The sequence below is a fragment of the Stutzerimonas stutzeri genome, assembly GCF_000590475.1.
Classification (GTDB): domain Bacteria; phylum Pseudomonadota; class Gammaproteobacteria; order Pseudomonadales; family Pseudomonadaceae; genus Stutzerimonas; species Stutzerimonas stutzeri_D.
The window spans coordinates 1516013-1530885 of the sequence record NZ_CP007441.1; the positions used below are offsets into that span (position 1 = coordinate 1516013).

11 protein-coding genes and 1 tRNA gene are annotated in these 14873 nt (G+C 60.4%); 10 read left to right on the forward strand and 2 right to left on the reverse strand.

From position 1 onward, the window contains the following. The first annotated feature begins 38 nt into the window (after nucleotides 1-38). From dapA to CH92_RS07125, 9 genes are all read left to right on the forward strand, one after another. Nucleotides 39-917: a 4-hydroxy-tetrahydrodipicolinate synthase gene (gene dapA / locus CH92_RS07085; protein WP_025241082.1), complete on the forward strand. Its 879-nt coding sequence runs from the start codon at nucleotides 39-41 to the stop codon at nucleotides 915-917. Between the two features lie 40 nt (nucleotides 918-957). Continuing rightward, nucleotides 958-2058, forward strand: a complete 1101-nt coding sequence (gene bamC, locus CH92_RS07090; protein ID WP_025241083.1) for an outer membrane protein assembly factor BamC — start codon at nucleotides 958-960, stop codon at nucleotides 2056-2058. Between the two features lie 133 nt (nucleotides 2059-2191). Then, nucleotides 2192-3061, forward strand: a complete 870-nt coding sequence (locus tag CH92_RS07095) for a phosphoribosylaminoimidazolesuccinocarboxamide synthase (protein WP_025241084.1) — start codon at nucleotides 2192-2194, stop codon at nucleotides 3059-3061. Nucleotides 3062-3181: 120 nt separating this feature from the next. Continuing rightward, a tRNA-Ser gene (locus tag CH92_RS07100) sits at nucleotides 3182-3271 on the forward strand. Nucleotides 3272-3614: 343 nt separating this feature from the next. After that, nucleotides 3615-5282 (forward strand): gamma-glutamyltransferase, encoded by a 1668-nt coding sequence (gene ggt / locus CH92_RS07105; protein WP_025241085.1) that lies wholly within the window; start codon nucleotides 3615-3617, stop codon nucleotides 5280-5282. A 190-nt stretch (nucleotides 5283-5472) separates the two neighbouring features. Next, on the forward strand, nucleotides 5473-6120 hold the full coding sequence (locus CH92_RS07110) for a hypothetical protein (RefSeq protein WP_025241086.1): 648 nt from the start codon (nucleotides 5473-5475) through the stop codon (nucleotides 6118-6120). Between the two features lie 218 nt (nucleotides 6121-6338). Further along, nucleotides 6339-7790 (forward strand): GMC oxidoreductase, encoded by a 1452-nt coding sequence (locus tag CH92_RS07115; protein WP_025241087.1) that lies wholly within the window; start codon nucleotides 6339-6341, stop codon nucleotides 7788-7790. Nucleotides 7791-7798: 8 nt separating this feature from the next. Next, complete coding sequence (locus CH92_RS07120) at nucleotides 7799-8218, forward strand: hypothetical protein (RefSeq protein ID WP_025241088.1); 420 nt, start codon at nucleotides 7799-7801, stop codon at nucleotides 8216-8218. A 67-nt stretch (nucleotides 8219-8285) separates the two neighbouring features. Next, entirely contained in the window at nucleotides 8286-9287 is a 1002-nt protein-coding gene (locus tag CH92_RS07125) for a 2-hydroxyacid dehydrogenase (RefSeq protein ID WP_025241089.1), read from the forward strand. Nucleotides 9288-9302: 15 nt separating this feature from the next. On the opposite strand, the gene CH92_RS07130 is transcribed toward CH92_RS07125, so the two are convergent. Together CH92_RS07130 and CH92_RS07135 are read right to left on the reverse strand one after the other, a co-directional pair. Next, nucleotides 9303-10325, reverse strand: coding sequence for an AraC family transcriptional regulator (locus tag CH92_RS07130; RefSeq protein WP_080689979.1), 1023 nt, complete (start codon nucleotides 10323-10325; stop codon nucleotides 9303-9305). 9 nt (nucleotides 10326-10334) lie between these two features. Next, a complete protein-coding gene (locus CH92_RS07135) occupies nucleotides 10335-11249 on the reverse strand; it encodes a GGDEF domain-containing protein (RefSeq protein WP_025241091.1) in 915 nt (304 codons plus the stop codon). A gap of 1075 nt (nucleotides 11250-12324) precedes the next feature. Here CH92_RS07135 and CH92_RS07145 point away from each other — a divergent pair. Continuing rightward, nucleotides 12325-14805 carry a TonB-dependent receptor gene (locus CH92_RS07145; RefSeq protein WP_025241093.1) on the forward strand — a complete coding sequence of 827 codons (2481 nt, stop codon included), beginning with the start codon at nucleotides 12325-12327 and terminating at the stop codon, nucleotides 14803-14805. Nucleotides 14806-14873 lie beyond the last annotated feature (68 nt).

Here is a 14873-nt window from a genome sequence, read left to right on the forward strand (position 1 = left end):
ACCATTACGCCTCTCTTTTTCCGGCAGGAGTGGGTTGCATGATTGCGGGCAGTATGGTGGCGCTGGTCACTCCCATGGACGCGCAGGGCGCTATTGATTGGGATGGCCTGAGCAAGCTGGTGGACTTCCATCTGCAGGAAGGTACCAATGCAATCGTTGCGGTCGGTACCACTGGCGAGTCGGCAACGCTCGAAGTGCCCGAGCATATCGAGGTGATCCGCCGAGTAGTGGATCAGGTAAACGGCCGGATTCCGGTTATTGCCGGCACTGGTGCCAACTCCACTCGCGAAGCCGTCGAACTGACCGATAACGCCAAGTCGGCCGGTGCCGATGCTTGCCTGCTGGTCACACCCTATTACAACAAGCCGACTCAGGAAGGCCTGTACCTGCACTTCCGCCACATCGCCGAAGCCGTGGCCATTCCGCAGATTCTCTACAACGTACCGGGCCGCACCGCTTGTGACATGCTGCCGGAAACCATCGAACGGCTGTCCAAGGTGCCGAATATCATCGGCGTCAAGGAAGCAACCGGTGATCTCAGGCGCGGCCAGGAAGTGCTCGATCGCGTGGGTACTGATTTCCTCGTCTATTCCGGTGACGACGCCACCGCGGTTGAGCTGATGCTGATGGGTGGCAAGGGCAACATCTCCGTTACCGCCAACGTCGCGCCCCGTGCGATGAGTGAACTCTGCGCCGCCGCCATTGCGGGCGATGCGGAAAAGGCGCGTGCCATCAATGCGTTGCTGATGCCGCTGCATCAAACGTTGTTCCTCGAGGCCAATCCGATCCCGGTGAAGTGGGCACTGCATGAGATGGGCCTGATGCAAAACGGTATTCGTTTGCCCTTGACCTGGCTCAGCCAGCGCTGCCAGGAGCCGCTTCGCGACGCTATGCGTCAATCCGGTGTACTGGCCTGAACAGTATCCGGTGTACTGGTTTAACAATGAAGGAACATGCATGAAGCGACTGGCCGGCCTCTCGACCCTAGCCCTGATCATCTCTGGAACCAGCGGCTGTGGCTGGTTGTGGGGCGAAGACGGATATTTCCGCGACCGTGGTAGCGACTACCTACAGGCGCGGCAGGTGCCACCAATGCAGGCTCCGGCCGACGCCGAGCTGCGTCCGATCGAGCCGCTACTGCCGATTCCTCAGCAGGTAGCCGACACCCGCGCGACGGGCGAATACGACGTACCGCGCCCTCAACGGTTGTTGATCGCCGAAGAAGCCAGCGAGTTCAGCCTGCAGACCTCAGAAGACGCGCGCTGGCTTGTCGCTATGCGTGCACCTGCCCAGGTCTGGGCTGCGGCCAGGCAGTTCTTTACCGACAATGGTTTTCAGATCGCTGAAGAGCGCCCGCAAACCGGCGAGTTCACTACTGCTTGGCAGACGCGTGATCAGTTGGCCCCAGCCTTGGTACGCAACCTTGGTCTTGGAGAAGGTGAGACGCGTGTCCGGGTTCGCATCGAGCCGGGCGTGCAGCGCGATACCAGCGAAATCTTTTTGCTCAGCGTTCAACGCCCTGCAGGCAGCAGTGCCAACGTTGCATGGCCTGAAGCACCGGCCAATGCCGAGCTCGATCGGGTATTGCTCGACGAGTTGCAGGCAGGCTTGAACAGCAGCGCCGCGCAAGGCGGTTCGGCCTCTCTTCTTGCCGAACGCGAGTTCGATGCGCCTAGTCGCGTGACGCTCAGCGAAGCCGGCAGCGGCGCTCCGGTGCTGCAGCTCGATACCGACTTCAATCGTGCCTGGTCGAGTGTCGGGCGAGCGCTAGCCGCCAGTGACATCCTTGTCGAAGACCTGGATCGAAGCTTGGGCGTCTACTACATCAATCTGTCTGAAGGCGCCGCGAATCCGGACGAGAAGCCTGGTTTCTTCTCCCGCTTGTTCGGTGGGGCACCAGACCGCGAAGAGATCGAAGCTCGCGCCGAGCGTTACCAAGTTCGCGTGACCGACGTGGGTGGCAACATCCAGGTAACGCTCGACAAAGATCTAGACACCGTCGCACCCGCAGAAGTATCGCGTCGCGTGCTGAATATGCTCAAGGACAACCTCGACTGATTCGAGGAATCAGTCCGCTCCAACCAATCCAGGCGAAACCCTTCGGTTTCGCCTGTTTCGTTTGATGACAGGCCTGTCGTTACGGTTGCCGATTTGCAAACAGTACCGACGGCTGGTAACCGTGAGAGTCGCCATGACCCCTTCCAATGCCCTCAGCCTGAAGAAAATCTATTCCGGCAAGGTTCGTGATCTATACGAAATCGACGACAAGCGCATGCTCATGGTCGCCACCGATCGGCTCTCGGCGTTCGACGTGATTCTCGCCGAGCCGATCCCGGAGAAGGGCAAGATCCTCACGGCGATTTCCAATTTCTGGTTCGACAAACTCGCCCATCTGGTTCCCAATCACTTCACCGGTGACAGCGTCGAGGATGTGGTCCCGGCAGAGGAGCTACCGCTGGTTGAGGGGCGTGCGGTGGTTGCCAAGCGTCTCAAGCCTGTTGCGGTCGAAGCCATCGTACGGGGTTACATCGTCGGCTCTGGCTGGAAGGAGTACCAGAAAAGCGGAACTGTTTGCGGCATTCAGCTGCCTGCCGGTCTGAAGGAAGCTGCCAAGTTGCCGCAGCCGATTTTCACCCCCTCGACCAAAGCCGCTGTAGGTGACCACGACGAGAATATTTCTTTTGAGCAGTGCGAGGCCGTTATCGGCAAGGACTTGGCCGCTCAGGTACGTGACACTTCCATTGCGCTCTACACCGCAGCCGTCGAATACGCGGCGACTCGCGGCATCATCATTGCCGACACCAAATTCGAATTCGGCCTCGACGAAGAGGGTCGCTTGACGCTAATGGATGAAGTGCTGACGCCTGATTCCAGCCGCTTCTGGCCAGCCGACAGCTATCAGGAAGGCAGCAATCCACCGAGCTTCGACAAGCAGTTCGTTCGTGACTGGCTGGAATCCACCGGCTGGAACAAGGAACCACCTGCGCCGCCAGTTCCGGCCGACGTTGCGCAGAAAACTGCTGACAAGTATCGCGAAGCCCTGACGCGCCTTACTGCCTGAACCAGGTACATGGCCGGGTTCGCCCAGCTAGGCGAAGCTGCCGCAACGTGCTGAATAACGAGAAAAAAGATCCCAGCGGGGTTCGACAATCGTTCGCGAACTGCTATGATGCGCGCCGCTGGAGAGATGCCGGAGTGGCCGAACGGGACGGATTCGAAATCCGTTGTACCCTCGCGGGTACCTAGGGTTCAAATCCCTATCTCTCCGCCATTACATGAAATGCTGAAAGCCCCGCCCCGCCTAGAGCGCAGCGGGGCTTCTTCTTTTCTGGGGTATGGTTTAGGGCAAAGTTGGGGAAAACACCTCATCCAGACTGCTCGACACCGCCTTATTCCGTCCTAAATCTCATCATCGGAGAAACGGTCGCGGCTTTGCCGGCTCGATGCCGAGCGGCCCAACGATGCAACGCGATGGTTCGTGGACGCTCTCGCCACCTGTCGGCGGGTATGGTTGGGCCATGGTTCGCGTCGATACTCGTCTATCTTGTTGATTGTTCACCGTCAGCGATCGCCTCGCGCCGCTCGGTCAAATTCCAACAAGAAGGATTGAGCACATGCGTCCGTTTTTCTTTGTCACCGTTACCGTTTCGATTTTCATCAGCAGCCACGCCGCTCTCGGCGCCAACCTCGAAGGCGCGGCGGTTGCGGCGCCAGACACCTACAGCGCCAAGGCCGCGGCAGGGGTCCTTAGCGCAGGTGGCAACGCGGTGGACGCGGCCGTGGCTACCGCTTTCACACTGGCGGTTACCTATCCGGAAGCCGGCAATATTGGCGGAGGGGGTTTCATGACCCTCTATGTGGAAGGCAAACCCTACTTTCTCGACTATCGCGAAGTCGCACCCAAGGGCGCCAGCAAGCGCATGTACCTTGATGACAGAGGAGAGGTTATCGAGAACCTAAGCCTGGTTGGCGCCAAGGCGGCTGGCGTTCCGGGAACGGTGTTGGGGCTGTGGGAAGCGCACCGGCGCTTCGGCACGTTGCCCTGGAGCGAACTGATTACGCCCGCGATTGGCTACGCGCGCGAAGGCTTCAAAGTGGCTGATCAGCAATTCCAGTACCGCGAGGATGCTATCGGGCTGTTCAACGGTACGACGAACTTTGAATCGTATTTTGGTGCCATGAGCGCGGGGACCAATTTCCGTCAGCCGGAGCTGGCCGAAACGCTGGAGCGCATCGCCGACCAGGGCGCTGACGATTTCTACAAGGGCAAGACGGCCGATCTGCTAGTCGCACAGATGCAGCGTGACGGCGGGCTGATCACCAAGAAAGACTTGGCCGACTACCGTACCAAGTGGCGCGAGCCGATGCGTATCGACTGGCGCGGCAAGAGCCTTTACACCGCTCCTCTACCCAGCTCAGGTGGCATTGCCCTGGCTCAGCTGATCGGTATCAAGGAGCAGCGTGCCGCCGATTTCAAGGACGTCACATTAAATTCGGCGCGCTATATCCATCTGCTCGCTGAAATCGAGAAGCGGGTATTCGCTGACCGTGCCGACTATCTCGGGGATCCGGATTTCTCCGATGTGCCGGTCGCACAACTGACCGCGCCGGACTATCTGATGCGACGCGCCGCCGAGATCAATCCAACGGCGATCTCGGCCACCGAGCAGGTTCGTCCAGGGCTGGAACCCCGGCAAACCACACATTTCTCCATCGTCGACGCCGACGGCAATGCGGTGAGTAATACCTATACCCTCAATTGGGATTTCGGCAGTGGGGTGGTGGTCCAGGGTGCGGGGTTCCTGCTCAATGACGAAATGGACGATTTCAGCGCCAAGCCGGGCATCGCCAATGCGTTCGGCGTGGTGGGCAGCGACGCCAACGCCATCGAGCCGGGTAAGCGCATGCTGTCGTCGATGAGCCCGAGCATCGTCGTCCAGGATGGACAGGTTAGCCTGGTGCTCGGCACACCCGGTGGCTCACGGATTTTCACCTCCATTTTTCAGGTGCTGAACAACGTGTACGACTTCAACCTCCCGCTGGGTGAGGCCGTTTCGGCGCAACGCGTTCATCACCAGCTGCTGCCCAAGGACACCATTTACTACGACGCCTATGCGCCGCTCACAGGTGAGGTCGCGGATGAGTTGAAAGCGATGGGTTATGTCCTCGAGGATCAGGGCTGGTCGATGGGGGATATCCAGGCCATACGTGTGGACGGCAAGACACTGCAGACCGCATCAGATCCACGCGGCCGAGGCGTGGGTATGGTCATCAAACCATGATGGTGTGCTGATTAACTTGTTGCGTGCGGCCGAGCGCTGATGCGATCGGTCGCGTCCTGCGGAACGGTTCGGCCCCTGGCGCCGCTGTGATTGCGTACGCCAAATGCCTGCTTGCCGGCGCCTTTCGCGCAAGCCGGCACTGCCTGGTGTTCGCGCTGTCTGAGCAGTTCACACCGCACCGAGGCTTCCGATGATCGAATGGCTGAAAGACAACCACCAGCTGATCTCGCTGATCATTTCCGCCAGTACGCTGCTGGTATGGGTGTTCTACGCGCAGCTGTTACTGCTCAACTTCCGCCGCCAGCGCAAGCCGAGCCTTATCATCAATCGCGGCGCCGGCAAGGGGTTGAGCTCGCTTTGCCTGATATCGAACATGAGCGCCGAGCCTATGTTCATCAACCAGCTGGTGGTTTGCGTCGAAACGTCCAAGGGCTCTCTGGAACTGGATGTGACCGATATCTGGCAGAGCATTGACGACGAAGACAGCGCTTCGCCCGACCTGCCGATTCACCAGACTACCCATCAGGGCCCGCTGCGCAGTGGTGATTTCATTCACATCGGCACCTTTCAGGGCATGTTGCGCAGCGTTGCGCAGCGGCACGGGATCGAGTTGGACGGCCACAGACCCAGGGGCGACTGGATATTCCATGTACTGGAAATCCGCGCGGTGGCGTTCTACGGTCCGGAGCGACACCCGCTTGGCGTTCTACGTCGCTTCCGCCTGGGTGATGCCGATGGGGCGGATTGCGTTTTGATACCGGAAAGTCCCTTTACTCAACAGCTGCTATCGCGCCGTGATCGCCGGAAAGTACTTCGATGGCTAACCGAGTCCCTCTGATAAGCCGCTCGCAAAATGATGCGGGGTGCGTCTAGTTCGGTCATGTTGCCTGGGATGCCATGGAACTTAGGCGTCGCTTACCGGTCTCGTTAAGCTGGCCCTGTGGCCGATGGACAGCTCTCATTGGGGTGGCGTCTTGCGACGTGCAGCGAAGTTGCGCGATGTGTTGATCAGGCAGCTCGTCCGCGGACAAGCTGCGATATGGAAGGGTAGTTTGGGTGGAAATCAACCGCGTAAGCGCAAGGAATATCGACGAATCACAGTATGAGTTGGTGGTAATCGGGTCGGGTTTCGGGTCCAGCTTCTTTCTGACCGAAGCGTTGAAGCACATTACTGGGCGCGCCTTGATCATCGAGTGGGGCGATTTTCATCCCTGGGACTGGCAGATCCAGACCCAGAGCAGTTCGGCGATCACACCGGAATCCACCTACGATAATCGTGGCGAGAAGCCGTGGAACACCACCATTGCACTCGGCGGAGGCATGAACTGCTGGTACTCGCAGACGCCGCGATTGCACCCCAGCGATTTCGCCATCCGAAGTCGCTACGGCGTTGGCAACGATTGGCCGCTGAGCTACGACGAGCTGGAACCCTACTACTGCCAGGCCGAGCAGATCATGTCCATTGCCGGTGACCCGGACATGGGCAAGGTGCTGCCACGCAGCCAGCCGTTCCCGCAGCCTCCGCACAAGGGCTCGTCTATCGACATGCTGATGAAGGAGGCGATGCCCGACCATCACTTCATCATGCCGACCGGGCGCGCACGGGTCGCGACCGGCACACGGGGCGTGTGCTGCGCCAATGCGACCTGCAATCTCTGCCCGATGAACGCCAAGTTCACTGCGCAGAATGGCCTGGCCGAGCTCTATAGCCATCCCAAGGTGGACGTCTGCTTGAAAGCCGAGGTACGTACGCTCGAATACCAAGGCAACACCATCAAAAGCGTGACGCTGCGTTCCGAGGGCGGCGAGTTCAAGGTGTTCGGCGATCTCTTTGTGCTTGGCGCCAATGCCATCCAGAGCCCGGCGATCCTGTTGCGCTCGGACATCGCCTTTGGCGAAACCGGTATGGGTCTGCATGAGCAGGTGGGGGCGAACGTCGAGGTGTATCTCGACGGTTTGGGCAACTTCGATGGCAGCACCATCACCACTGGCCTGAACTATTCCCTATATGACGGTGATTTCCGCAAGGATCACTCGGCTTGCCTGGTCTACTTCGAAAATCGTTGGCCCTACGGCCTGCGGCCCGAACGCGGACGCTGGAACGAGACTTTACCGTTGATGCTGGTTAGCGAAGATCTGCCCAACGTGAAGAATCGGGTGATGATCGATCCGCAAAGCGGGCAGGCGATCATCGACTATCAAGGCGAGTCCGAGTACGGCATGAAGGGTGTCCAGTACGGTCTGGACAGCCTGGAAAAGTTGCTCGCACCGCTGCCGGTCGAATCGATCAATTTCCGTGAGTGGCGCCTGACCGAGTCGCACGTCCAAGGCACGCTGCGTATGGGGCAGGTCGATGACGGGTCGGTGGTGGATGGCCAGATGCTGCATCACCAAATGAGAAACCTGGTGGTGGTGGGCACGGCAACCTACCCGAGCTGTTCGCCGGCCAATCCCAGCCTGACCGCCGCAGCCTTGTCCATTCGTGCCGCCGATCTGCTGTATAGCTAAGGATGCCTATGAAGCGTCGTACATTGTTGCTTTCATCCGCCGCCACGCTTGGCTTCGCGGCGGTCGGCTCGGCCGCCTGGATCTACGAGGACCGTCAGGTGTTCATCCCCGGACTGCTGCGCCAGCTCGTGGGCGATTTCCAAATGAGCGCCGAGGATCAGCGAAAATTCGTCGATGCATTGGCCGGACACTATGGTTCAAAGAAGCTTGCGGCGCTGATGGGGTTGTACAAGATTCGTCAGGAAACCGGTGTCGGCAGTGCCTACACTGATCTTCGGGTGGATAACTTCGAGCGTCGGTTGCTGACAGACTTCATGGTCTCGACCGATTATCTGCGCCATCAGCACGAGCCCAGTCCGACGGTGTCTTTCTTGGGTTACCGCCTGCCCTGTAGCAACCCCTATGCGCGGTTCGACGGGCTGGCCTGACTAGATCGCCAAGGGGCTATTTCGCGGCAAGTCCGCGCCCTGGTGATCCGCTCCAGGAGGCAAGCCCATGCGTATCGCGGTATTCAGCACCAAACCCTACGACCGCCGGTTTCTCGATCAGGCCAACCAAGCGCACCGGCATGAGCTGGTCTACTTCGACCCACAACTGACGGTGGCGACAGCGCCGCTGGCGGCGGGCTACAGAGGGATCTGCGCCTTCGTCAATGACAGGCTCGACGCCGAAGTGTTGCAACTGCTGCGGGCCAGCGGCACCGAGTTGATCGCCCTGCGCTGCGCTGGTTTCAACAACGTCGATCTGGTCGAAGCAGAACGGCTCGGCATCACCGTTGCGAGAGTCCCGGCCTATTCGCCGCATGCCGTGGCGGAGCACGCAGTCGCGTTGTTGCTGAGCCTGAACCGCATGACCTTTCGGGCCTATAACCGTGTGCGTGAGGGCAATTTTGCGCTCGATGGGCTGCTGGGTTTCGATCTCTACGGCAAGACCGTCGGCGTAGTCGGTACCGGCAAGATCGGGCTGATCTTCGCCAAGATCATGCACGGCTTCGGCTGCAAGGTGCTGGCTAGCGATCCCTTCCCAGATGCCGCGGCCAAGGCGTTTGTGCGCTACGTGCCGCTGGATACCCTGCTGGCTGACGCCGATATCATCTCGCTGCATTGTCCGCTAACCACGGAAACCCATCACCTGATCGATGCACGGGCGATTGCGCGGATGAAGGATGGCGTCGTGCTGATTAATACCGGCCGCGGGCGGGTAGTGGATACCAAGGCAATCATCGACGCGCTCAAGAGCGGCAAAATCGGTCGGTTGGGACTGGACGTGTACGAGGAGGAGGAGCAGCTGTTCTTTCAGGACCTGTCCCAGCGCATCATCAGCGATGACCAATTCATGCGTCTCACGACTTTCCCCAACGTGCTGATCACCGGCCACCAGGCGTTTTTCACCGCCGAGGCGTTGACCAATATTGCTGAAACCACGCTCAGCAATATCTGCGCGTTCGAAAGCGGCACTGGCGCGCTTCAGCGAGTCACGGTCGACAGGCGGGTGTGAACGGCCGCGCGCTGGCTATTCGAACAACTGACGCAGGCCGCTGGGCGCCAGGCCCGTCCAGCGCTTGAAGGAACGGCGGAAGTTGGTGGTGTCGTTGAAGCGCAGGTAGTTCGCCACCTCTTCATTGCTGTAGCTCTTCATCTGGTAGAGATACAGGGCCACATGCTTGCGCACCTGATCCAGTTGCTCTTGAAAGCCCGTGCCGTGCTTGTGCAACTTGCGCTTGAGCGAGGCGGGGCTCATGTCGAATGCCTGGGCGACCCGTTCCAGGTTCAGCGGCTCGCGGACGTTGGCATAGAGGTGGTCGTAGAGCTGATCGATGAAGCTGCTGCTCCAGCCGAGGCTATCCAGTTGCAGGCAGCTCGCCTGATGCGCGACCTGGCCCGCCGTGGCAGAGGTATTGGGCCAGGGTTTGTGCAAGTATTCGCGCGGCAGGCTCATCATCGTCATCTGGCTGTCGAACGCCAGTTGCTCACCCAGATGCACCCAGTACTGCTCGACATGGCGCGGCTGCGGATAAGCGATATGGAAGCGCCACGGCAAACGGTCGCCTGACAGCCGTTTGCTCATCGCTACCACGGCGGTCAGGCTGGCTTCGGTGAGGAATTGCTTCTGCTCAGGCGCACCGCAGCTATCGGTCCAGTACAGATAGGCCTGGTGGTCATCGAGCAGCAGACGCGGCGTCAGCAGCGGGCTCAGCAGCGCTCGGAAGTGCTGCAACTGCTCCAGCGCCTGAAGCAGGGTGCTGGAATGAGTCAGCGCATGACTGACTTCACCGTAGTGACCGGGTAGCAGCCGCTGACCGAGTAGAAAACTGCTGTCGTCGGCATCCAGCAAGCGCCTTGCGTTGGCGATCAGCGTCAGTGCTTGTTGCGCACTGATACGCGCCTGGCCGCTGGCGACGTCCTCGTAGAACAGGCCGGTGCCACGTAGCAGCTGATGGCTATCGATGCCGCGCGACAGGGCCAGATCGATCAGCACGGCAGGCTGGTGATGAGCCGCGATGAAGCGCGTGTCGCATTCGTATGCGGGAGCCATGGCCATTCCTCAGGCGCAGCGCGGCAATTGTTGCTTGGTTTTGGCCAGGCTCAGGTTGAGGCGCTTGAGCAATTGTTCGGCGTCGTCGTCGAAAGCCATTACGGTGGCGGTGCTGGCGCACAGATGCACCCGCTCGCCATGCTGCTCGGTCTTGTGTGCGAGGCTGGCGACCGCCTGTTGCAGCTCGCTGGCGATCAATCGGGCCTGGGCTTCACCGGTATTGGGCAGTACCGCAACGAAGCGGTCACCGGCCAAGCGGCAGAGCAAATCCTGGCGCCGCAGGTTGAGCAAAAGCAGTTGCGCCATGGCCTGCAACACCGCGTCACCTTCGGCCTGACCGTAGCGCTGGTTGATGGCGTTGAATTCGTCCAGGTCCACTGTTACCAGCGACAGCGGTTGTTGCTCCGATTGCGCCTGTGCCAGGGCCAGCTGCACCTGTTGGCGGAGGTATTCGGCGGCGCCCAGCGGCGTGAGCTTGTCGAACAGGCGGTGCTCGCGAAAGCCTTTCTCGCGCTTGCTCATTTGCTGGCTGATGGCGCGCTGTTCCTGATTCAGGTGATAGATGCCCAGTGTCAGTACCAGCAGGCCGATCGGCATCGGAGCGGTCTCCAGCCAGTTGTCCCAGACGGCCAACTCCGGCAGGTGGATGAATTCATCCAGCGTGTCCATCCACCAGGAAAAGAACACGCAGCAAAGGCCCAGGGCGAGCAGCCGCGTCACCCGACCTGCCGGACGGCTGTGCAGCAGCATGATCAGCCAGGCGAGGGCGAGGACGGCACAGCCACCTTCACCGGCGACGTCCATCCAGTTGATCTCGGCCCAGGTCTTGATCTGGCCGGTGGCGAGGTACACCTGCAGGCCGAAATTGGCCGCGAAGGCGAGGCCGAGCAGGGTGAGGGTGTGGAGTTTGAGCAGAGATTTCATCGGGGTCTCCGTGGCGAGGTCGCGCCAGTGCGTGAGGGGCACGGAAACAGATGAATGTGACGGTTGGATGAATGGGGTGGGGGTTGAATTGGCTCAGGGATTTTTATGGTGTTGTTCGTGTTTTTGTGTGAGGCGGGTTTGAGAGTTGACTGAAGGCTTGGTTTCGCCCTGCTGGGCGAGTCACTTTTTCCAAACGCGGAAAAAGTAACCAAAAACGCTTTGCCCCTGCATCCGGCCCTGCGCTTCGCTTCGGGTTCGTTCGCTCCATCGTCGCTTCAGGGGTCGGCTTACAAGGGCCATCCATGGCCCTTTAAGCCTTTCGCCGCATCCATGCGGCTCAACCCCTTACGCAACGATTCCACTCACCCTTCTGATGGGGCATTCGGTGTCGTCTGTTGGTCTGTGCCAGAGATCAAAAGCCTAAGCGTTGTTGGGTGGGCTTCATAACGTAGGATGGGCGAAGCCCATCGCAACAGCTTGATGGGTTGCACCCATCCTACGAGACGCGGGGCGCTTTGCTTCTTTGCTGACAAGCGAACCATCAGACACCGCCGGACGCCCCATCAGGAGGCCGAATGGAATCGCTGCGTAGAGGGGCGAGCGGCATGGATGCCGCGAGAGCCGTGAAGGGCCATGGATGGCCCTTACGCGGCGACCCTCGGAGCGGCGATGGAGTGAGGGACGTCGAGCGCAGCGAGATCCGGATGCAGGGGCAAGACTTTTTGGTTACTTTTTCGGCGTTTGGAAAAAGTGACTCGCCCAGCAGGGCGAAACCAGCATCTCAGACCGTACTGAAACGGGCAGCGGCACGGAGCTTCTTGATAGGACCAAACGACCCTTGAGCGAACCTTGCGTGCAGGGCCGGATGCAGTGGCAATCGTTCTTGACCACGCTGAAACAGGCAGCGGAACGAATCAGAACAGGTCATATCGGCTCATTCCCCACCCGAAACCACCCCAACAAACCCACTCTGGTGCCCCAACACCAACCCCTGTCACAGAACCGCCATATCCCCCACTTACCGTCCGCTGCAGTTCCGGGATGGACCCGGTAAACAGCGTTCAGGGGATTGTTCATGAGCACATACCGTAGCGGCATCCGTCATGCAGGGTTCCGCATCAGCCTGCTGGCCCTGGCCGTCAGTGCCGGTTCGGCCTGGGCCGAGGAGCCGCTTGTCATGGAGCACGTCGAGGTGATCGGCCAGGCCGTCAGCATCGACGAGGCACTGAGGGAACAGCGCAGCTCCGACAGCGTGAAAAGCGTCGTCCACGCCGACGGCATCGGCCAGCTCCCCGACGACAATGCCGCCGAAGCCTTGCAACGTGTCCCCGGCCTGTCCGTCGAGCGCGATCAGGGTGAAGGCCGCTTCGTCAGCGTGCGCGGCATCGCGCCGGACCTGAACAGCGTCACCATCAACGGAACCCTGGTGCCGTCACCGGAAAGCGGCCGCCGCGCGGTGGCGCTGGATGTGCTGCCTTCGGAACTGGTGCAGTCGCTTTCGGTGGTCAAGACCCTCACGCCGGACATGGACGCCAACTCCCTGGGCGGCACCATCGAGGTGGAGAGCCTTTCGGCTTTCGATCACGACGGCTTGTTCTACAGCCTGAGCACCGAAGCCAGCTATGACGAGAACGTCGGCAAGACCAGCCCGAAATTCTCCGGCGCCATCAGCAACCGCTTCAGCCTGGGCGATGGCGTCGACAACTTCGGTGTGGCCGCGGCACTGAGCTGGCAGGACCGCGATTTCGGCTCGGACAACGTGGAAACCGGCGGGGCCTGGGATTTCGAAGACGGCGCCCGGCTGGAAGAATTCGAGCAGCGTGATTACGAGATCACCCGTGAGCGCACCGGCTTTGGACTGAACTTCGATTACCAGCCGGACGACCTCAGCAGCTATTACCTGCGCACCCTGTACAGCCGCTTCAAGGACACCGAGACCCGCAACGCAGCCGGCGTCGAGTTCGAGGACGCGCAACTGGCCGGCGAGCTGGGCGACGCTGAGGGCTGGCGTGAACTGAAGTCTCGGGAGGACACCCAGACCATCCAGTCCTACGTGTTCGGTGGTGAACGCATGATGGGCCTCTGGACCCTCAGTGGTCAGGTTGGCTACAGCGAGGCGCGCGAGCGCAACCCGGGCGGCATCTCCAGCGCGACCTTCGAAGGTGACTTCACCGACGTCGGTTTCTCAAGCACGGGCAAGCCGCGGCTGACCGTAGACCCGTCCTTCTACGACCCGGCCAGCTTCGAGCTGGACGAGGTGGAGTGGGAGAAGACTGACTCGCGTGACAAGGAAAAGAACATCCGTCTGGATCTGGCCCGAGACTACGACATTCAGGGCTATGCCTCGCAACTCAAGTTCGGTGGCAAGCTCAGCCGGCGCGACAAGACCAACGACGCCGAGATCTGGGCCTACGATGATTTCGATGACCTGAGCCTGGCCGATTTCCAGAGCGGGAATGTCGACTATGCATTGGGCCGCTTCGGCTCGGGCATCAGTGCCGATGGGCTGAAAGGTCTGATCGGCGGCCTGGACGCCAGCGAGTTCTACGATGACGAGGAGTCGCGCATCGGCGATTTCGACATGAGCGAGGACATCAACGCGGCGTACTTCATGAACACCGTGGATGTGGACAAGTGGCGGATCATCGCCGGCCTGCGCTATGAGGGCACCGAGTTCAGCGCCAAGGGCACCGGCCTGCGCGACGGCGAGTTCGAGGCGGTGTCCAGCGACAACCGCTATGACCACTGGCTCCCGGGTTTGCATGCGCGCTATGAACTTACGTCCGATACCTTCGTCCGTGCCGCCTGGACCAACACCGTGGTGCGCCCGACGTTCGAGCAACTGGCGCCCGGTTTCGTCATCGATGGCGAGGATGCGGAGTTCGGCAACCCGGACCTCAAGCCGCTGGAATCGATGAACTACGACCTGGGCATCGAGCACTACATGGGCCGCGCGGGCGCCGTCTCGGCGTACCTCTTCTACAAGGACATCGACAACTTTATCTACAACACCGACCTGGCCGGCACGGGCCAATGGACCGGATTCGACGAAGCGCTGAGCTTCGAGAACGGCAGCAGCGCCAAGCTCTACGGTGTCGAGTTGGCCTATTCGCAGAAGCTCGACTGGCTACCTGCGCCATGGAACGGTGTGCTGCTGGGCGCCAACGCCACCTTCAGCAAGTCCGATGCGGACATCGAAGGGCAGGGCAGCAGTCGCAGCATCGACATGCCGAACCACTCCGATACCGTCGGCAATTTGATGGTCGGCTGGGAAAACGATGTGTTCAACATGCGTCTGGCGGCCAACTATAAATCCGAATACCTGGCCGAAGTGGCCGGCATCGACGATGAAGCCCACGACCTCTACGCCGACGAACAGCTGTTCCTGGACTTCAAGGCTGGCTACTTCATCACGCCGAACCTGCAGGTGACGCTCGAGGCGTTGAACCTCACGGACGAGTCCTACTTCGTCTACACCGGGCGCAGCAACTACAACGCCCAGTACGAGGAATACGGCCCGACCTACAAGCTCGGCCTGACCCTGACTCACTTCTGACCTTTTCGACTTATTCGCCGTCCCGTCTCCGCGCTGTTCCCCTTTCAGAGCGGTGGCGGCCAGCGGCT